The sequence below is a fragment of the uncultured Microbulbifer sp. genome (assembly GCF_947498635.1).
GTDB lineage: Bacteria > Pseudomonadota > Gammaproteobacteria > Pseudomonadales > Cellvibrionaceae > Microbulbifer > Microbulbifer echini.
In genome coordinates this window covers 20,112-39,890 of record NZ_CANMKV010000002.1, presented here as the reverse complement: position 1 = coordinate 39,890, position 19,779 = coordinate 20,112, and the positions used below count along the sequence as shown (strand labels likewise).

Genomic DNA, 19,779 nt, shown 5'->3' with positions numbered 1-19,779 from the left:
CCCGTGCACAGAGTGCAGCGGGGGCTTAGGGTTGACCTGGGGTAAAGGGCCAAAGATTGAGTGTCTAGCCGTGGCTCGGCTCTTTCATGGGGCTCGTGATCAGCGTTGGTTCGTCGGTTTTTTGTGTGATGGCGAGGTTGCTACCGGCAAGCTTGCGCAGTGCGACATAAAACACCGGGGTGAGGAAGAGGCCGAACAGGGTCACGCCAATCATACCGGTGAATACAGTAATGCCCATGGCATTGCGCACCTCGGCGCCGGCACCACTGGCCAGTACCAGAGGTATTACACCGGCGATAAATGCCACCGAGGTCATAATGATCGGGCGCAGACGCATCCGACAGGCTTCCAGCGCCGCTTCTACAGTGCCCTTGCCATCCATTTCCAGCTCGCGGGCAAACTCCACAATTAGAATGGCGTTCTTACAGGCGAGCCCCATCAGTACGACCAAACCCACCTGTACAAAGACATTGTTATCCCCGCCGGTTGCCCAGACGCCAAACAGCGCGGCAAGCAGACACATGGGCACGATCAGGATGACCGCCAGCGGCATGATCCAGCTCTCGTAGAGGGCTGCCAGCACCAAAAACACCAGCAGTACCGCGAGGGGGAAGACCACCATGGCGGCGTTACCCTGATTGACCTGCTGGAAACTCAGGTCTGTCCACTGGATCTGCATCCCCGGGGGCAGGGTCTGGCCGGCCACTTTCTCCACCGCAGCCAACGCCTCGGAAGAGGACAGCATGCTGGGGTCGGACTGGCCCATCAAGTCTGCTGCCGGGTAGCCGTTGTAGCGGATGACCGGGTCGGGACCGTAGCTCTGGCGCAGGGTCACCATAGTGCTAATTGGCACCATCTCCCCATTCATATTGCGGGTGTAGAGGTTGTCGAGATCCTGGACTTCATCGCGGAAAGGCGCGTCCGCCTGGGCAACCACCTGGTAGGTCCGGCCAAACAGGTTGAAGTCGTTGATGTACATGGAGCCGAAATAGAGCTGCAAGGTGCCGAACAAATCATCCATGCGCACGCCTTGGGCCTTGGCCTGCAGGCGATCCACTTCGGCATCCATCTGCGGTACATTCGCCTGGTAGGAGCTGAAGGGGTAGCTGAGACCGCTGGCCTGGCTCAGGGCACCGGCCAGCATATTGGTGGCATTTTGCAGCTCGCCGTAACCGGCGCCGCGGCGGTCTTGTACATAAAGTGTGTAACCGGAGCCGGCACCGAGACCGAAGATCGGCGGCGGCATAAAGGTCATGGCAAAACCCTCCTTGATTTGGGAGAGCTTGCCATTCAACTCGGCGGCGATCTCGGTGGCGCTGCGTTCGCGTTCATCGAAGTCGTCAAACAGGATAAATACGGTGCCTACGTTGGGGGTGTTTGTGCTCTGCAGAGCGTTGAAACCCACAAATGCGGCGGCGTGGGACACACCCTCGGTTTCCACTGCCAGTGCACTGACACGGCGAGCCACTTCCTCGGTGCGGTCCAGAGAGGCGCCTTCCGGTAGGCGAATACTGCCCACCAGGTAAGTCTTATCTTGAGTGGGGATGAAGCCGCCGGGCACCTGCTGGAACAGGGCAAAGGTGCCGGCCAGCAGTACCAGATAGACCCCGAAAACCAATCCACGGCGCTTGAGGCTGTGGCCTACGACCCGCTGGTAGCGCTCGGAGTTGCGCTGGAAGAAGCGATTGAATGGGCGGAAAATCCAGCCGAACAGCCGCTCGAGAATACGCGCGGGCATATCTGGCTTCACGCCGTGCGGCTTGAGTAAGGTCGCTGCCAGGGCCGGAGACAGAGTCAGTGAGTTGATCGCGGAAATGATGGTGGCGATGGCGATGGTGGTGGCGAACTGACGGTAAAACTGGCCGGTAATGCCATCCAGGAATGCCATGGGAATGAACACCGCGCACAGCACCAAGCTGATCGCCACAATGGGGCCGCTCACTTCGCGCATGGCCTGATGAGCCGCGGCCAGGGGTGTAAGCCCCTCTTCGATATTGCGCTCTACGTTTTCCACCACCACGATGGCGTCATCCACCACGATGCCGATGGCCAGCACCATCGCGAACAGGGTCAGAGTGTTGATGGAGAAGCCCAGCATCAGCAGCACCGCGAAGGTGCCCACGATGGAAACCGGCACTGCCAACAGGGGAATCAGTGAAGCGCGCCAGGTTTGCAGGAACAGGATGACGACCAGTACTACCAGCAGAACCGCTTCGAGCAGGGTCTTGATCACGGAGTTGATCGAGGTGCTGACGAATACGGTGGGGTCGTAGGCGACTTCCCAGTCCAGGCCCTCGGGGAACTGCTCACCCAGCTCGGCCATTTTCTCGCGCACCGCGGCGGAGACTTCCAGAGAGTTGGAGCCCGGCGATTGGAAGATGGGAATGGCCACCGCTTGGCGACCGTTCAACAGGGCGCGCAGGGAGTCTTGGGAAGAGGCCAGCTCAACCCGCGCCACATCCCGCAGGCGGGTGATTTCCCCACCGGCGCCTGTTTTCAGGACCACATCGCCAAATTCCTCTTCGCTCTGCAAGCGGCCTTTGGCGTTGATGGAAATCAGGAAATCAGACCCCTCGGGCATGGGCGTGGCGCCGATTTGCCCGGCGGAGACCTGTACATTCTGCTCGCGCACGGCGTTGACGATGTCCGCTGCCGTGACGCCCAGCGCCGCGGCCTTTTGCGGGTCCACCCACAGGCGCATCGCGTAGTCACCGGAGCCAAAGACCGCGGCGAGGCCCACGCCGGGAATACGCGATAATTCATCGCGGATATGCAGTACGGCGTAGTTGCGGATGTAAGTGGCGTCGAGGCTGTCATCTGGGGAGATCAGATGCACCGCCATCATCAGGTTGGGGGATTGCTTCTGAGTAGTCACCCCCTGGCGGCGCACATCTTCGGGCAGGCGCGGCAGTGCCTGGGATACACGATTTTGTACCTGCACCTGGGCTTGATCTGGGTCGGTACCCAATTCAAAGGTCACATTCAGGGTCAGGGTGCCATCGCTGCCCGCCACGGATTTCATGTAGATCATGTTCTCCACACCGTTGATGGCTTCTTCGAGCGGTGTGGCGACGGTTTCGGAAATGGTCTTGGGGTTGGCTCCAGGATAGCGGGCGCTTACTTGCACGCTGGGCGGGACAACTTCGGGGTATTCACTGACCGGCAGTGATGGGATGCTGATTAACCCTACCACAAAGATAATGATCGACAGCACCGAGGCAAAAATGGGTCTGTCGACAAAGAAACGGGAAAAATTCATAGGATGCTACCCAGAGAGCGACGTGTCGGCCGCTCGGATTTCATTGCAATGACTCGTTGATCACTTGGCGCCCACAGGCAGTGGGCGATGTCTACGTCAGTGGCCAGCGGCCTGGGCAGCGCTGCCCGGGTTCTTTTGCGCGATCATCTCGGGGGCCACCGGCATACCGGGGAAGAAGATCTTCTGCAGACCGTTGACCACAATCTTGTCGCCAGTTTCGAGGCCGCTGCGGATCAGAGTGCGGGACCCCTGTCGCGGTCCGACCTGCACCGGGCGGCGCTCGGTGATGTTGTCCTGGTTGACCACATAGACGTAACGGCGGTCCTGATCGGTCAGAACAGCCTTGCTGTCGATTAATACCGCTTGAGTCATCTCCTCGATCGGCATTTCTACACGGGCGAACTGGCCGGGCTGAAAGGTGCCGTCCGGGTTGGCCACCACTGCGCGAAACTGGATGGTGCCGGTGTGGCTGTTGAGGCGGTTATCGATAAAGTCCAGTTTGCCTGTGTGGGGGTAGCCTTTTTCACCGGCGAGGCCGATATGTACCTGGGGGCTGGCGTCTGCATCCAACAGGGTGCGACTGGCGCCAAAAGTCTGCTCGTCACTCTCGAAATACACGTACATGGGGTCCACGGAAACCAGGGTGGTCAGTAGAGTGCTATCCGCATTGGCCAGATTCCCACGGGTGACCAGGGCGCGGCTGACGCGGCCGCTAATCGGTGCCTTCACCTCGGTGTAATGCAGGTCGAGACGCGCGTTTTCCAGCGCTGCTTCGGCGGAGCCCAGGGCGGCGCGCTCGACATCCCGTGCAGACAAGCGCCGGTCATATTCCTCGCGCGAAATCGCCTTGCTGCTCAGCAGCTGTTGGGCGCGCTTGGCCTGCTTCTCGCTGAAGGAAACCTGACTGCGTACGCGCTGAAGATCGGCTTCGGCGGCGCGCAGTCGGGCTTTGTAGGGACGCTGATCGATAGTGAAGAGTACGTCGCCGCGCTCAACTAGAGCGCCTTCGGTAAACGATACCCGATCGATATAACCACTGACACGGGGGCGCAATGCCACCGTTTCTGGGGCGACGACACGTCCGGTGAAGCTGCGCCACAAGGTAGTAGCCTCGGTGCTGACTTGAGCTATCTCGACCGCCGGGGGTGGTGGCATCTGCCCGGAGGGCTTATCGGTGCCACAACCGGCCAATACCAGTGCGGATAGGCCTAACAAGGTGGCGGTAAGTTTCTTCACCATTACGCGTGTACTCCCTTTGCTTCGGAAGAGGGGGCGCCGCTAGGCAGTCCCCTCAGTTGGGACGCAACTTTAAGGGGGGGCAAGCAGGGAGCGGTAACCGGTAACTATTGGTTGATTGCCTATTTCTATTTTTGTTGGTGGAGCTGCGGATTCAACCGGACTTTTCAGCTTCCTAGTTAGTACTGTATATATAACTAGCTTTTTCTTGTTGGGTTCATGTTTCTGCTGAGTTATTGCAGTGATTTGACTGAAAGAAATCGCTTGAGGTTACCTATTACTGCACGGTGATTGCCCAATCCTGCAAAGCCCTGCTTGAATTGCCTAAAACTCCGTATACTTCGATCCATCTTGTTTGATGCTGCCCACCCGCAAGCGGGGGCGAGGGAAAACTATGAGCCGCGAAGATACAGTGAGAGCAGAAATGGTTGCGCCGGATCTGGAGCCGGCGCGACAGAAGCTTATCCAAAGTTTGATGCGCCAGGCCCCAGAGCAGGGCCTGATGGAGACCAACCTCAATGGTCTGGCCCTGATTCGCTGCAATGAGCCGCTTGCCTGTGCCTCCTCGGTCTACGCGCCCTCTCTGAACTTTATTATCCAGGGCAGCAAGACTCTGGAGTTGGGGGACAGGGAAATTTCCTATAGGCCGCTCAGTTATGTGGCGACTTCGGTTCACCTGCCGATTTTGGGGCGGGTTGAGCGGGCCTCTGTGGATGTGCCCTTTCTCGGAGTGAAGTTGACCATCGATCCCAAGGAAGTGGCGGATCTGGTTCTGGAGCTGGGGGATAAAGCCCCGGGCATCGAGGCCGGTTACGACTGCCCGGAGGTGAGCTGTGGACTCTGTGTGACCCAGATGGACCAGGGGATCCTGGATGCGGTGAGCCGCCTGGTGCACCTGGCGGAAGATCCTGTGGATGCGCAAATATTGGCCCCCATGGCGCGGAGGGAGATTATTTATCGAGCCCTGATGGGAGAGATAGGGGCGCGGATGCGCAAGTTCGCTATGGCCGACAGCCAGGCAAATCGGGTGTCGCGGGTGATCGAAGTCCTCAAGGATCGTTTTTCCGAGCCCCTGCGTATCAGCGATCTGGCTGAGCAGGCCAATATGAGTGAGTCCTCCCTGTATCACAGCTTCAAACAGATCACTCGTATGTCACCACTTCAGTTTCAAAAGAAACTGCGCCTGCACGAGGCCCGCCGGCTGATGCTGTCCGAAGGGCTGGAGGCGGCCTCCGCAAGTTATCGGGTGGGCTATGAGAGCCCCTCCCATTTCAGCCGGGAGTACAGCCGAATGTTCGGCCTACCGCCGCGCGCGGATGTGAGCAAACTGCGTGGCGAACTGCGGGTGCCGGCTTAATCCGAGGTGGCATTGCCCTGCTTGAGCACAAACAGGCTGCACCAGCCCTCTGGACTGATATCCCCCTCCACCACAATACAGGCGTTGGGCGGGGTAAACAGCTGGCAGTCCACGCACTTCTTGCCGTCTTTTGGGGTGTCTTGATAATTGACCGCTTCTTTTTTCGCTTTGATCTGGGCATTGGCCCGGTCTGTAGCGATCAGTGTCGCCGGCAGTATTACCAGGGCGCTCCCGGACAATCTTAGAAACTTTCTGCGGGAAATATTCTGTGGCTTTTCCATTGGCAAAATATCCAAAATGCTTTGCAAGAGTCTTTAGCTTTTCAGATTAGCCGGATTTGGAATTTTTGCTGGAGAGGCATTTTTACTGCGGAAAAGAACGGAAGTAAGAATCAATCTTACTTCCGTGCAGGTAAGGCGACACTTTGTGTCGCCTTACAAAAAATCACTTTTTAGTGATGAATATTTTACTTACGGATTTATCCCTGCTCTGGGCAACAACACGTACTTTCAGACCGTAAGGTGTGATTGCACGGCCGGCATCGGGAATCTCATCGCTGCTAAAGCTTCTGCGATCACTGAATACCCGGTGGGGACGGTTGTGGATATCGGTCATGGTAATGCCGAACTCTTCCAGGAGGTCCAGGTTCAGCTGCTCGGCCCAGTCGACACCGAAGGTGGCATCGTGAATCTGGTAGCGGGTAGAGGCCACAGAATCATCGCTCCACTTCAGCACCTGCTGATCCGCATCCACTACGCCGAGGAAACCGTCGCCGGGGTGGATGCCAACCCAGTTATTGTCCTGGCTGGTGTCGGCATACCAAATTAGCAGCCCTTCGTTGTAGGTCAGCTGTTGGCCGGCCACATTGATGTGCGCTAGGCCCTGGTCCACACCGCGGTGGGTGCGCCACTCCAGCAGGTAGTAGTGGTCGTGCAGGTTGTAGCCGGGGTGGCGGCTGAAGCCCGCCAGGTCAAACTGGCCTTCACTCTCCGCATCGTCGAAGAGGGTGGCTTGTCCGTTGATGTTGAGTGCGATGTCATCGGCGAACAGACCTGGGTTAGCCTCATAGCCGTCGGTGGTATAGGAGATTGCCAGGTTGAACTGCTGGCCGGCGAAGGCGCTTAGATCAAACTCGGCATCGACCCAGCCACCGGAGCTGCCGGTGATACCGTTGCCTGGATTTTGCTGATTCGGATTGCTCTCGGTGGTGATGTTTCCGGGGATGGAGATAAAGCCTTCGCCCAGGTCAATCATGACCGAACCGTAGTCCCAGTCTTGCTCAATGTCATACCAGGCCTTGAAGGTCAGGCTGGCACTCTGCGCGTCGCTGAGATCGACGGGGATCACCATTGAGTTCTGCAGGTTGTTGTCACTGCCACTGAAGTAGGCGTATTCCCCACTGCTGGGTACAGTTACGACGACTTTTTTCTGGGGCAGGTCTATACGCACAGCATCGTTGTTGGTGCCCTTGTGTACAGCCTCATCCAACAGAAGTCGGACTCCTCGACGGGGGATGTCTTCGAGGGCGATGGTCTCGCCATGCAGCCAGTTACCACCGTGGTTGTGCTGTAAATACTCCTTCGCCCAGGCTGAGAAACCTGTGGGTTCGGAACCGGGAATAATACCGGCCCAGCTGCCGCTGGACATCACAGACCAGGAAGAAATGGGCTCACCGCGGCCAGAGCCATCGGTATCGTATTCATCGGGAAGGCCCAGATCGTGGCCGTACTCATGGCTGACAACGCCGGCAGCGGCATCGGCCGGCTGTACGGTGTAGTCGTAGGCTGCCATGGTTCCGCCCCAGTAGTCGACTTCCGCCGTGGTTCCCGCAATGGAGAAAATATCGCCGAGATTCCAGCGGTGCGCCCAGATGGCGTCTTCTCCCAGCTGACCGCCACCGGCCTCTTCACCCACCGAGGAGTGGAAGATCATGATGTGGTCCACAAGGCCATCGGCCTCCCAGAAATCCCCATCGCCATCCAGGTCGTAGCGGTCTTCGATATCAAAGTCGGACAGGTTAACGCTGGGATCTGCCGCAGCGGCTTGCAGTGCTTCACGCACTAGGGCGCGGGCATCGCCATCTTCATTGTTGCCGTAGAAGGCCGCTGGCTGGCTGGCCGTGTACCAACCGGCAACCGCACCCTCCACGGAGTAGCTGTTGCCGGACTGCTGCCAGTAAAACTGCTGCATGGAGAGTAGGTTTTCACCTTGCGGGCCAGTGAAACCCTCCTGGGAGAACAGTAAGTTGGCATAGTGCTGCGCGGCGTAGTCCTCGTAGTACATATCCGTTTCCCCGGGCTCGATGCTGTTGTGGGGGAAATCGGGGAAGTCCATCAGGATGGCTAGCACCTTAGCGGTGCGCATCTCACCTTCGTAGTTTTCAAGCTGAATGGGGCCCGGCGCGCGGCCGTGGGGGTGGAAAAAGTGCCCCTTGCCTTTGCCTCTCCCCAGCTTCGGGTGCTTAGCGCCGCCACGGGCGTGCTTCATCATTTGTACCGTTTCACTGGACAAATCCTGAGGCAGGCTTTGGTTTTGGCTGGCGCGCTCTTTCAGGAATTGATGCAGGGTGCGCTCGGCTTCGCTGATAGTTGCATTTTTGCTGATACGCCCGGAGCGTTTCAGCATATCGATCAGCTTGGCTTCGTTGGCGATAACCAAATCGACTTGATTATTTTGGGCTTGTGGCGAGGGGGCCGCGTAGCTGTTTGCAGCCAGCAGGCTGAAAGCCAGTGCGCTGACCGGCAGCAGACTATTAATTTTAAGCATTGATCCCTTCTTTTCATTTTTGTTTTAAAAACGAACGGCCCAGGGGTCAAGGTTTCAATAGTTGGGGCACTTTGATTGTGCACTTCTGCCTGGGCCGCAGAGGTCGGCCGCAGTTCGCAGCCGACACTTATGATTCAACGAACCAGAATGCTTTGGCCGCAATAATTTTTTTGTGACGGCCTTGGCAATACCACTATTTGCTTTTTCTTGGGTTTTATTTGGCCTATTGGGTGTCTCTAGGAAATAAAAAAATCCAATAAAGTTTATTTTTTTAAATTTATATTTCTTTTTATTTTGTACCTCTATCCGCTTTATCCCTTTGGGGTGGGTTCCGCTGCCCAGGGTAGCCAAAGGGTAATCTGCAGGCCGCCCCCGTTTCGATTTAATAATTGAATGCGCCCTCCGTGCGCATCAATAATTTCCCGGCATAGGGCCAGTCCCAGCCCCACCCCCTGTTCTTTGGTTGAGAAAAATGGCAGAAGTGCTTGCTGCAAAATTTTTTCACTCATACCGCAGCCACGGTCAGTGATCACCAGTTTCTGGCCGAGACCGTCGGTACTAATCGCCAATTCTATATCTAAGCTGTTGGAGCCCGCTTCTCGGGAATTTTTGATTAAATTGAGTAGGGCCTGCTCAATTTGTATCGGGTCAAAATAGCCAGGGTGCTCAGGCAGCCCACCCTTTAAGGAGAATTCCTGTAGGGGGGCTATACGTTCAATCAGTTCTCGCCAGTTAACTTCACGACAGCTGGGGGGAGGCAGCTTGGCAAAGCTGGCGTAGCCTTGAGTAAATTCGGTAAGGTGTTTGCAGCGCTCGGCGATAATATCGAAGACCTTTTCCAGTGCAGCGCTCTTATCTGGTTTGGCAATGAGCATTTTACCGGAATGTGCCAATGATGAAATTGGCGCCAGAGAGTTATTCAATTCGTGGCTGATTAGGCGAATCACTTTTTTCCATACTTCAACCTCGGCTCTGGTGAGCTCTTTTGTCATCTCACGCAAAACAATGAGGCGGTGCTTATGCGCATTAAGCACAAAAGTACTATTGCCGATGTGCATGGAGTGCGTGCCATTGCTATCGGAATAGTTAAACAGACCGTCTTCCCAGTGCTCGATGGCACTGGCAATTTCCTTGGGGCTATTCGGTAGTAGCTTTTTCAGCAGCAATCCCTGAATGGGCCTTCCTTCATTGAGCAATTTCTTGGCACTGCTGTTGGAATAAATAATATGTTCGCTCTGATCCACCAGAATTAAAGCCTGTGGGGAGCTCTGTATTACGGTATCAAGCAGTAGTTCTCGTTGATAAATATGGGCGCGCTCGCGTCTAAGGTGTTCCCCAATTTCGTTGTATAAATTTGTGATTTGTTGCAGCTCGACATCCCGAGGGGGGACTAGTGAAATAGAGAAATCGCCATCGCGAAAATTGAGTAATCCGTTTTGTAAGGATTTCAGAGTGGTGGTTAGGGGACTCAATGCCAAGCGAATCAAAACAATTATGAGGATAACGCCCAGGAGAAGGCCTGCGATCCAGGATAGCCGGGGGCCTAATCCTAAATATATGCCTAGCCAGGGGAGTGTGGTGCCAACAGCCAGGGCCAGGCCGGTGCAGGCAAGAATGCGCCCTTCCAGAGAAAAATACTCAGACATCAATAGGGAATACCGTGTTTTTCCAGTCGGCGATACAGTGCTTGGCGACTCATACCCAGCTCTCTGGCAGCCTGGGCGATAATGCCGTTACAGCTGGTCAGGGTTTGTTGCAGGAGTTCGCGGCTCGGTTCGAAGTTTACATCTGCTTTTTCTATTTGTGTGTGTTCCGGTAGGGCCAGCAAGTTTTCATCAATAGTTTCTTCGCGGCAAAGTACCGAAGCGCGCTGCATTACGTTCTGCAATTCGCGCACATTGCCGGGCCACAGGTAACGGGTGAGGGCAGTCACGGCTTGGGGAGATAGTTTTTTCGAATTGCTGTTTTCGAGTAAAAAATTCATGGCCAGAGGAGCTATGTCCTCGGGGCGTTCACAAAGTGGGGGTAGGCGTAGTTCAATTACATTCAAGCGGTAGAACAGGTCTTGGCGAAAGATACCCTCGGCAATGGCCTTGGGCAGGTCGCTATTGGTGGCACTGATAACCCGCACTTTAACCTTACGGGTTTGGCTGCTGCCAAGGCGTTGGAACTCCCCGGTTTGCAGTACGCGTAATAATTTTACCTGGCCGCTGGCAGAGAGCTCGCCGATCTCATCGAGGAATAGAGTTCCGTTATCGGCAGCCTCGAAACGCCCCTCACGGGCCCTGTTACCCGCACCGGTATAGGCGCCGGGCTCGGCGCCAAATAATTCTGCCTCCATCAAATCTTCCGGTAGGGCACCTACATTGACCTTGACAAAGGGACCGTCGCGCAACTGGGAGTTGACTTGCACAATTTCGGCAATTTTTTCTTTTCCTGCGCCATTGGGCCCGGTGATCAGAACGGGGACATCGGATGTGGCTACCTGGGTAGCCATTTCCAGTAGTTGTTGCATTTTGTCGCTGCGATAGATGATATCGCGCAGATCATATTTTTCCTGTAACGCGCTGCGGGCATTCATCGCTTGTTGCTGGGAGGCTCGCTGGCGCTTTTGCAACTCGCCCAGTTCCAGCAGATTATTGATAGTGGCGATCAGTTTGTTGTCATCCCAGGGTTTTCCTAGGTAGTCCGCAGCGCCGGCCCGGACTAGCTCCACTGCCATTTCCAACTGGGTCCAGGCCGTGAGTAAGATTATGGGCAGGTCTGGATTTATTTCGCGAATAGCGAAAAACAGCTCGCGCCCCTCTTCTCCGGAGGTGGTATCCGCAGTGAAATTCATATCCTGGATAACCAGGCAGATATCCTTGTTTTCTCGCAGTAGCTGTAGGCCAGCCTGGGGCGTAATGGCGCACAGAGGCTGTAGCTCATGCAGTGACAGCAGTATCTCGAGAGCTGAGACGATACCGCTGTTATCGTCGATGATGAGTATTTTATCCATAGGGTCTAGGGCCAGCTTGTAAGCTGGCCATTATGCAATGAGTGGCTATTGAGGGGGAACTACGGCAGGGGTAATAGGTACCCCTAGGGACAAACTAAAGTTCTAGGCGCTACTGGCCACTGCCGGCCGGTTGGTGGTCAAAGCTCAGCACCCTGGCGAGCCTCCATTGTCCATCTACCTTTTGCCAGAGATGGGTAAACTGCCCGCTCTCACGCAGTACTTCTTTGTTGTCGGCATGAATACCATAAAAATTATGCGTTCCAGTTTGGATGGCGCCGTAGCTATTCATTGGAAATATCTTTACGCTTTTAGCGATTAACTGGCGGCGAGCCTTGATATCGCTGCCGGATTTTTGTCGTTCACACATGCTGCTGATACCATCAAGGAACTCGCGAGCTGAGCTTGCGGTTTTTCCCCACTTATCGTGGTACATTTCAAAGTCTTCGGTTACGAGTTGACTCAGTTTGTTAATGTCGCAGCTGTTGAAGACAGCATCAAAAAGCTGTGCGTCCACAGCGCTGATTTCTTTTTCTAACGCTTTTGTGACTTGGGGCCCGGCAACGACGGGGTGCTCCTGAGCAAACGCTACGCTGAAGGAGGACGACAGTGTAGAGAAGCATACTGCTAAAATATATTTGCGCATAAAAATAACCTGTATGGTTTTGGGCTGGCTCCTCGCAGAGCCGCCTTTTCAATATCCTTCGTTGCGTTTTTTAAACACTCCGAGTAGCAGTTGCTGGGGAGATATTGGCGGCGCGCAGCGCAGGTGCCAGAGCTGCAACGAGGCTCACGATTAATACTAGAAACGCACAGATGGCTAGCGGCGTCAGTGGTAGCGCCGGCTGAGAGTAGTCGCTTACCATATATTGGTTGGCAATTAATGCTGCAGCGCTACCCAGGGTAATGCCGAAACCGGCGATCAGGCAGTTTTCCAGCAGGAAATAACGGCTGATGTTACTACGTGTCGCACCCAGTGCGCGCCTTACACCAATTTGCTTGGCGCGCTGGTTAATCCAGAAAATGGTCAGGCCGACAATGCCGAGGGCCACAATAAAGCTGAGCATGGCCGCAACGATAGATAATACTTTAACCATCAGGTTGTCGCGCGCATAACTTCGAGCCACATACTCTGAAAGTACCTTAGTCTTAATCACTCTCTGCGGATCGCGTTCGGATAATTTCTGCACTAAAGTTTTCAATACTTGATCGCGCTTGCCGGGCTCGGTGCGTATTAGGTAATTTGTGTCCTGGGTATTTTTAATTGAGGGGAAGAAGGCGACATTACCGGCATTTGACCAATCTACCCAAGCACCCAGGTGCCGTTCAACCACACCGATAATTTCTATGGGATTGGAGTCGCTGCCATCAAAGAGAGGTTTTCCAATCGGGTCCTGTCCAGGATAGAGCTTTTCGGCAAACTGCTGGGTAACAACGGCAACGGCTATTTCCGGGTTTTTATTGGGTTCAGAGAACTGAATTTCCGCATCGGTGAAATTGCGGCCCGCTATTAACTTGAGACCCAGAGTATTAATAAAATGTGGATCAGTATTGTAGTAGTTTGAATTTTCTCCGCCGATTTCCTGGTTTGCTTGGGTATAGTAAGTACCTGCCGATCCCGACTGGGATAAAGGGACTTGATTTGTCACTGTAGCGTCTTTGACATCGGGAAGTGCGCGTAACAAATCCAGGTCGGCAGAGATTGCCCCGATCATATCGTAGTCCTGGGGTATCGCCATAAAGTTGAGGGCGATAATGTCCTCTACGGCAATACCGGTAGGGCGTTCTATTTTTTCAATTCGATCCTGCACAATAACAACAATATTACTGATGATTGCCAGTGTTAATGCCAGCTGTAGGGTGATTAACAGGGCTGAGACTTTGTTGCGCCAGAGGGCGGACAGCATGGGTTTTAATTCGAGCATGATTCGGCCTCACTGGGTTTTTAAGTATATAGAGGGGTTGGTGCGGCTGATGCGCCAGGCGGGATAGAACCCAGCAAGCAGGCTGGCGATCAAGGCGAGACCGATAGCGGCAAGCATCATTATCCAATCCATCGTTGCCACGGTGTCTATCTGCCCCATGGCCAGATAGCGTATTCCGCTAATTCCCATGACGGCGATGAAAATACCTGCGATACCTCCAATAAGTCCAATTGCAGCACTTTCAATTAAATGTTGAATAAAAATAGCGCTGCGACTGGCACCGAGAGCACGACGCACACCGGCTTCAGAGGCTTTACGCAAAAACTTGGCGAGCAGTAGAGCTACGGCATTAATAACGCAAACCAAGAGAAAAGCCAGGGATACCCAGCCCAGTACACGGTTATCATCACTGAGCACTTCGTTAAGAACCAACCATTCAGAGGGCTTACTCAAGGCAAATTTCAGTGGTCGTTCGAAGCGTCCCTGGGCCTTTTCCCCTTGAATGTATGCACTCAGAAAATCTTCATATTGCGCTTTCTGCGCACTGCTACTGAGCTCTACCCAGTACTGAATCCAGATGTACTCACCCTGCAGGAAGCCTTCGTAGCCATTGGGTCTTTTGTTGTCCCATCCGTTGGTGTTGCCCCAGCTGTAAATTTCGTACTCTCTGTGCAAGCCGAACGGTATAAACAGATTTGCAGATTTAGCAAAGTCACCGTTGTTGAGGTCGTGAACCTTGGGCGCGGGTTCCCAGTGGTCGATAACACCAATCACAGTAAAGGGTTCGCCGTTTAGGCTAATAGTTTTACCTACGCTGTTCTCGCCGGAAAACAGTTTTTCATTGGTGGACTTAGAGAGAATGACAACTTGGCTTGGAGAAGCGTCTGCTTCACTTTCCCAAGTTCCGCCGTAGAGGAAGGGCACGTCAAAAAGAGAGAAAAAGTCACGTGTAGTAACACGAGTTGATGCGGTGAAAGGACGTATCGAGGAATTTAACAGCTCTACAGTAAATCCGAAGCGGTGCATGGCAACCTGGCGAGTGGGGATCTCTGAGCGCAGCAGCGCCTGCGCATCCCGATAAGTCAGCTGCCAGGGAATTTCATTGGCCGTGTTCGCAGCCTTGTTAACATCCCAGCTATCAAGCTGCACCGCGAAAAGTACATCGTCCTTATGTTTCAGTGCATTTTGCGACATCATATAGTTGAGAGTGAGTACGGTCATAGATGCGCCCACGCCAACGGCGATAGCGGCGATCATAAGAGCGCTGAGAATAGGCGTACCGCGCAGGCTGCGCAGGGCCAGAGATATATAGTATCCAAGCATTGTGCCAACTCCTCAGACGGTAACGGCAGCAGGCTGGGCGGGAACTGCGCGTAAATCGCAAACCTGGCCATCCACAATTTGAATATTTCGGTGTGCGCGACGGGCCAGTTCCGGATCGTGGGTAACCATCACAATGGTCGTGCCCCACTCGTTAATAAACTCCAATAGCTCCATAACCTGGCGTGCCATCAGGGAGTCGAGATTACCGGTGGGTTCATCGGCGAGCAGAAAGCGCGGTTCGCCGGCCAGGGCGCGGGCGATAGCGATACGCTGTTGTTGTCCACCGGATAATTGTGCGGGTAGATGTTTGGCGCGGGCGGACAGGCCCACTTGTTCCAGCACTTTTTCGATACGCTTGCGCCGCTCGTTGGCATTGAAGCCGCGATAGCGCAGCGGTACATCGATATTGTCGAACAGATTCAGGTCGGGGATCAGGTTAAATCCCTGGAAAATAAAACCAATTTTCTCATTGCGCAGTCGTGAGCGCTGGCGGTCATTCAGGTTGCTGACATCTTCACCATCCAGCAAGTATTGTCCTCCGGTTGGGGTTTCCAATAACCCTGCGATATTGAGAAAAGTGGTCTTACCGGAGCCGCTGGGGCCGGTGACAGAGACGAACTCTCCCTCTTTCACTTCCAGGCTGAAGTCGCGCAGGGCGTGGGTTTCTATGGTGTCTGTACGGAAACTCTTGCGAACGTTATGCATTTTAAGCATGGCGATGTTCCTTGTTTTTTCACTGAATTTTTAAATTGTTTCATTAGCGGAGTCATAGAATTTCTACAGCCGCCGGTCATTGAGTGTCTCTATTTCTTCAAGGCAACCAGTTGCGCGCTCTCCAGCTCTTCGGCGGCGGAGATAATGATCTGGTCCCCCTCCTGCAAACCGGAAACGATCTCCACCTGCCTTAAACCCAGTGCGCCGACCTGGATGGCAACGCGCTCGGCCTGTTGTTCATCGTTGAGGCGAAATACATGGCGACCCCCGCTCTGATCGAGAAAGCTGCCGCGTTTTACCAGCAATACGTTATTGCGGTTCTCCAGCAGCACGCGAGCGGTGAGGCGCAGGTTCTGACGCAGGTTCTGTGGTTGTGCCTCGGTAAAACGCACGCGGGCGATGACCTGGTTGTTGATCACTTCCGGGGATATTGCGGTAATTTCACCGGGCAGCTCACTGCCCCCCAAATTGATTGCTACGGCCATATTCAGGCCCAGATCGTCGGCATAGTTTTCGGGGACTGCGGCTTCCAGCTCGAAGCTGGTGAGGTCTACGACGGTGATCAGCGGTGTGTTAGCGGCGACGGCGCTGCGCTGGGTGACCGCGAGGCTGCCAATGGTTCCATCTACGGGAGAGAGAATGTCGAGCTCGCGCACGCGGCGTTCGAGCTCTTCAACCTGGAGCTGTTGCTGGGACAGCTGCAATTCCAGTGTCTGGGTTTCAAAGGTGAGGGATTCTTTTTCCAGCTCCGCATTTTGTACGGCCTGGCGGTATTCCAGCTTGGCGCGGGACATATCATCTTTGCTTCTTTCAAAATCGAGCAGGGAGATAATCTGTTTCTCCATGGAGAGTTCCGAGCGCTTCAGTTCCCGCTTGGCCGCGATGAGATTAACCTCGGCCAGATCGGCCTTCTGCTGGTTTTCCATCTGCTGGCGCTTGGCTTGAATTTTCTGTCGTTGCAGTTGCACTGAAAGCTGGTTGAGTTGGCCCTTCTCTTGGGCGAGCTGACTGGACAGCTCCGGGCTATCCACCGAGGCGAGTCTCTGGGCGGCTTTGACGCTGTCGCCGGCTTTTACGGAAAACTTCACTATGCCCTGCGCTGGACTGAACAAGGTGGGGCTGTTGGCGGCGATCACTTTGCCTTGTACGACTAGATCGCGTACCAGGTTGCCGCGCTCGACCTGGGCGATGTTGATGCGCGACAGCGAGAGGGTGTGATCGACTGAGCCCGTGCTGTGCCAAGCGTTGATTCCCCAGGTGAGAAAAGCAACGGCGAAGCCGAGAGCCAAGGTACTTTTTATTGCTTTGGGGTTCTTCCACAGTGGCGCTGCTTCTATTTTTGTATCTTGCCTGGAAGTGTCTCTGATCATCTTGCTGTCCATTTCTCTGTATCGATACTTTTGCTTTCCCAACTTGGATGCAAAAGCTTTTCTGTTCGGATGCAAATCCAAAAAATTGGTTTTTCCGGGTAGATAGCAAGCTCTGTGCCAACTTTTGAAAATGGTTTAACCTGTTGAAATATATAGTTTTTTTAATTTTTGAAAGATGGCGAGGTTTTACTGGGGTGTCCGCGAAAAGTGTCCGCTGTCCGCCCTGTCCGGTGTTTGAACGGGGCAGTAAAAGGTGGGGGTAAGTGAAACCGGGCAAAGCGGATGGCAAAAACCTGTCCACGCAACCTATGGTCTGAAAGGGGGATTCATGCGGGGGGGCTGTGCTTGTGGTAGAGTGCGCGGCCTTTTTTTGATCAATTCAAATTTATTGCGTTTATGTTCCTTCCTTCGCTGCTCTCATCGACCAAAGCCGACTGGTTCGGCAATATACGTCGCGACGTCCTCGCCGGCCTGGTAGTGGCTCTGGCCCTGATTCCCGAGGCCATCGCCTTTTCCATTATCGCCGGGGTAGATCCCAGGGTCGGACTCTACGCCTCTTTCTGTATTGCGGTGGTTATCGCCTTTGTCGGTGGCCGGCCGGGGATGATTTCCGCGGCCACCGGTGCCATGGCGTTGCTGATGGTTACACTGGTGAAGGAGCACGGGCTGCAATACCTGCTGGCGGCGACGCTGCTCACGGGGGTACTGCAAATTATCGCCGGCTACCTGAAGCTGGGAAGCTTGATGAGCTTCGTTTCCCGCGCTGTGGTGACCGGGTTTGTGAATGCTTTGGCGATTCTGATTTTCCTGGCACAGATGCCCGAGTTGGTCGGCGGTGGCTGGGAGGTCTACGCCATGACGGCAGCGGGCCTGGGGATTATTTATCTTTTCCCCTATGTGCCCGTAATCGGTAAGACAATTCCTTCACCGCTGGTGTGTATTTTGTTGCTCACTGCGGTTGCCGTGATCATGGGGATAGATATCCGCACCGTCGGCGATATGGGTGAACTGCCCGACACTCTGCCAATTTTCCTCTGGCCCGAAGTGCCGCTAAATTTCGAAACCCTGCAGATCATCTTCCCCTATTCCGCCGGTTTGGCGGTGGTGGGTCTGCTGGAATCTCTGATGACGGCGACTATTGTCGATGACTTGACCGATACCCCCAGCGACAAAAATCGCGAGTGTAAGGGGCAGGGCATTGCCAATATTGCCGCCGGCACTCTGGGCGGCATGGCCGGCTGTGCGATGATCGGCCAGTCGGTGATCAACGTGAAGTCCGGCGGTCGCGGGCGTCTCTCGACCCTGGTAGCAGGTATTGGCCTCTTAACCCTGGTGGTTTTCCTCAGTGACTGGGTGGCAGTGATTCCCATGGCGGCACTGGTTGCGGTGATGATCATGGTTTCTATTGGCACCTTTGACTGGGGCTCCATCCGCAACTTGAAGCACTATCCGCTCTCCACCAACTTGGTGATGCTGGCGACGGTGATTGTGGTAGTGTGGACGCATAACCTGGCTTATGGTGTATTTGTCGGTGTGCTACTGGCGTCGTTGTTCTTCGCCAACAAGGTAAGCCACTTTATGTATGTGAGCAGCAAGCTCGATGAGGCACAGAGTCGTCGCACCTATAAAGTGATAGGGCAGGTATTTTTCAACTCCGCCGATAAATTTACCGCGTCGTTCGACTTCAAAGAAGTCGTGGACACCGTCGTTATTGATTTGAGCCGCGCGCACTTCTGGGATGTATCTGCGGTGAGCGCCCTCGATAAGGTCGTGTTGAAGTTTCGTCGCGAGGGCTCCCAGGTGGAGTTGGTGGGGTTAAATAAAGCCACTGAGACGATCGTCGATCGGTTCGGCGTACACGATAAACCCGAGGAAATTGAAAGGGTTCTTGGAGGACATTGATGGCCATAAGCAACAGCGATAACAACCCTGTACCGGGAACTGGCGCGACCGCGCCGCTGATACTTTCCTGTATCGACGGCTCCCGTTATACCGGCTCGGTCTGCGATTACTCGGCCTGGCTGGCCGATAACCTGGGCGCGCCGCTCAAGCTGTTGCACAACATCGAGCGCAGTGAGGTTCCGGCGGTAACAGACTTTACCGGTAGTATCGGCCTGGGCAGTCAGGAAGAGTTGCTGGAGGAGTTGACCGCGCTGGAACAGCAGCGCGCACAGCTGCTGGTGAAGCAGGGCAAACTGATGTTACAGGCTGCGCGAAGCCGTGTTGAAGCTGCCGGGGTTCAGCAGGCGATGACCTGTCAGCGTCACGATAGCCTGGCCGAATCCGTTGTCGAGCTTGAAGACTCCATTCGCGTTCTGGTGTTGGGGATTCGCGGCGAAGAACACGCAGATTCCGATAAAGGCCTGGGCACTCAATTGGAAACGGTGGTGCGAGCGCTGCACAAGCCCATTCTGGTCGTGAATCGGGAATTCCAGCCTCCGAAGCGCATCATGCTCGCTTACGACGGCAGTGAGGCCGCGCGCAAAGCGCTGTCTCTGGTGGCCCAGAGCCCGTTGTTTCAACCGTTATCTTGCCACTTGGTGAGTGTGGGGCCTGAGGACGTCGCGCAAAAACTACTGGCGCAGGCCAGTGCGGAACTGGATGCGGCCGGCCTGGCGGTGACCGCCAGCCATCTGGAGGGCAATCCAGTGGAGTCCCTGATTGACTACCAGGCTGAACATCAGATTGATCTCACCGTGATGGGGGCTTTTAGCCACAATCGCCTGCGCGATCTGTTAATGGGCAGCATCACCGCAAAGATGCTGTTGAAGACTCGCCAGCCGTTACTGTTGTTGCGCTGATACTGCATTGACACTTAGGCGCTGTTGAACTGG

Annotated in this window: 14 protein-coding genes; 3 read left to right on the top strand and 11 right to left on the bottom strand. The window is 54.8% G+C overall.

Features of this window, described 5'->3' with window-relative positions:
- Positions 1–64: 64 nt before the first annotated feature.
- Both Q1A69_RS01360 and Q1A69_RS01355 read right to left on the bottom strand, forming a co-directional pair.
- Complete coding sequence (locus Q1A69_RS01360) at positions 65–3,259, bottom strand: multidrug efflux RND transporter permease subunit (protein ID WP_299579950.1); 3,195 nt, start codon at positions 3,257–3,259, stop codon at positions 65–67.
- 96 nt (positions 3,260–3,355) lie between these two features.
- Positions 3,356–4,498 carry an efflux RND transporter periplasmic adaptor subunit gene (locus Q1A69_RS01355; RefSeq protein WP_299579947.1) on the bottom strand — a complete coding sequence of 381 codons (1,143 nt, stop codon included), beginning with the start codon at positions 4,496–4,498 and terminating at the stop codon, positions 3,356–3,358.
- 391 nt (positions 4,499–4,889) lie between these two features.
- Between Q1A69_RS01355 and Q1A69_RS01350 the strand changes: the two genes are divergently transcribed.
- On the top strand, positions 4,890–5,852 hold the full coding sequence (locus tag Q1A69_RS01350) for an AraC family transcriptional regulator (RefSeq protein WP_299579944.1): 963 nt from the start codon (positions 4,890–4,892) through the stop codon (positions 5,850–5,852).
- Here the strand turns inward: Q1A69_RS01350 and Q1A69_RS01345 are convergent.
- The 9 genes from Q1A69_RS01345 to Q1A69_RS01305 all read right to left on the bottom strand — a co-directional run bounded on the left by Q1A69_RS01345 (position 5,849) and on the right by Q1A69_RS01305 (position 16,945).
- Positions 5,849–6,133 carry a high-potential iron-sulfur protein gene (locus Q1A69_RS01345; protein ID WP_299579940.1) on the bottom strand — a complete coding sequence of 95 codons (285 nt, stop codon included), beginning with the start codon at positions 6,131–6,133 and terminating at the stop codon, positions 5,849–5,851. The genes Q1A69_RS01350 and Q1A69_RS01345 overlap by 4 nt on opposite strands.
- Positions 6,134–6,296: 163 nt before the next feature.
- Positions 6,297–8,618, bottom strand: a complete 2,322-nt coding sequence (locus Q1A69_RS01340; protein ID WP_299579937.1) for an immune inhibitor A domain-containing protein — start codon at positions 8,616–8,618, stop codon at positions 6,297–6,299.
- Between the two features lie 311 nt (positions 8,619–8,929).
- Positions 8,930–10,264, bottom strand: coding sequence for an ATP-binding protein (locus Q1A69_RS01335; protein WP_299579934.1), 1,335 nt, complete (start codon positions 10,262–10,264; stop codon positions 8,930–8,932).
- The gene (locus tag Q1A69_RS01330) at positions 10,264–11,616 is read right to left on the bottom strand and encodes a sigma-54 dependent transcriptional regulator (RefSeq protein ID WP_299579931.1); all 1,353 of its coding nucleotides are present in this window, start codon (positions 11,614–11,616) and stop codon (positions 10,264–10,266) included. Before Q1A69_RS01330 ends, Q1A69_RS01335 begins: the two co-directional genes overlap by 1 nt.
- Before the next feature lie 109 nt (positions 11,617–11,725).
- Positions 11,726–12,259, bottom strand: a complete 534-nt coding sequence (locus Q1A69_RS01325) for a nuclear transport factor 2 family protein (RefSeq protein WP_299579928.1) — start codon at positions 12,257–12,259, stop codon at positions 11,726–11,728.
- Positions 12,260–12,329: 70 nt separating this feature from the next.
- Positions 12,330–13,538, bottom strand: coding sequence for an FtsX-like permease family protein (locus Q1A69_RS01320; protein ID WP_299579925.1), 1,209 nt, complete (start codon positions 13,536–13,538; stop codon positions 12,330–12,332).
- A gap of 9 nt (positions 13,539–13,547) precedes the next feature.
- On the bottom strand, positions 13,548–14,861 hold the full coding sequence (locus Q1A69_RS01315; protein ID WP_299579922.1) for an ABC transporter permease: 1,314 nt from the start codon (positions 14,859–14,861) through the stop codon (positions 13,548–13,550).
- A gap of 12 nt (positions 14,862–14,873) precedes the next feature.
- Positions 14,874–15,575, bottom strand: a complete 702-nt coding sequence (locus Q1A69_RS01310; RefSeq protein WP_299579919.1) for an ABC transporter ATP-binding protein — start codon at positions 15,573–15,575, stop codon at positions 14,874–14,876.
- A gap of 89 nt (positions 15,576–15,664) precedes the next feature.
- Entirely contained in the window at positions 15,665–16,945 is a 1,281-nt protein-coding gene (locus Q1A69_RS01305) for an efflux RND transporter periplasmic adaptor subunit (protein WP_299579916.1), read from the bottom strand.
- 411 nt (positions 16,946–17,356) lie between these two features.
- Here Q1A69_RS01305 and Q1A69_RS01300 point away from each other — a divergent pair, with 411 nt between their 5' ends.
- Both Q1A69_RS01300 and Q1A69_RS01295 read left to right on the top strand, forming a co-directional pair.
- The gene (locus tag Q1A69_RS01300; protein ID WP_299580351.1) at positions 17,357–18,847 is read left to right on the top strand and encodes a SulP family inorganic anion transporter; all 1,491 of its coding nucleotides are present in this window, start codon (positions 17,357–17,359) and stop codon (positions 18,845–18,847) included.
- The gene (locus tag Q1A69_RS01295) at positions 18,847–19,746 is read left to right on the top strand and encodes a universal stress protein (RefSeq protein ID WP_299579913.1); all 900 of its coding nucleotides are present in this window, start codon (positions 18,847–18,849) and stop codon (positions 19,744–19,746) included. Before Q1A69_RS01300 ends, Q1A69_RS01295 begins: the two co-directional genes overlap by 1 nt.
- The last annotated feature ends 33 nt before the right edge of the window (positions 19,747–19,779 follow it).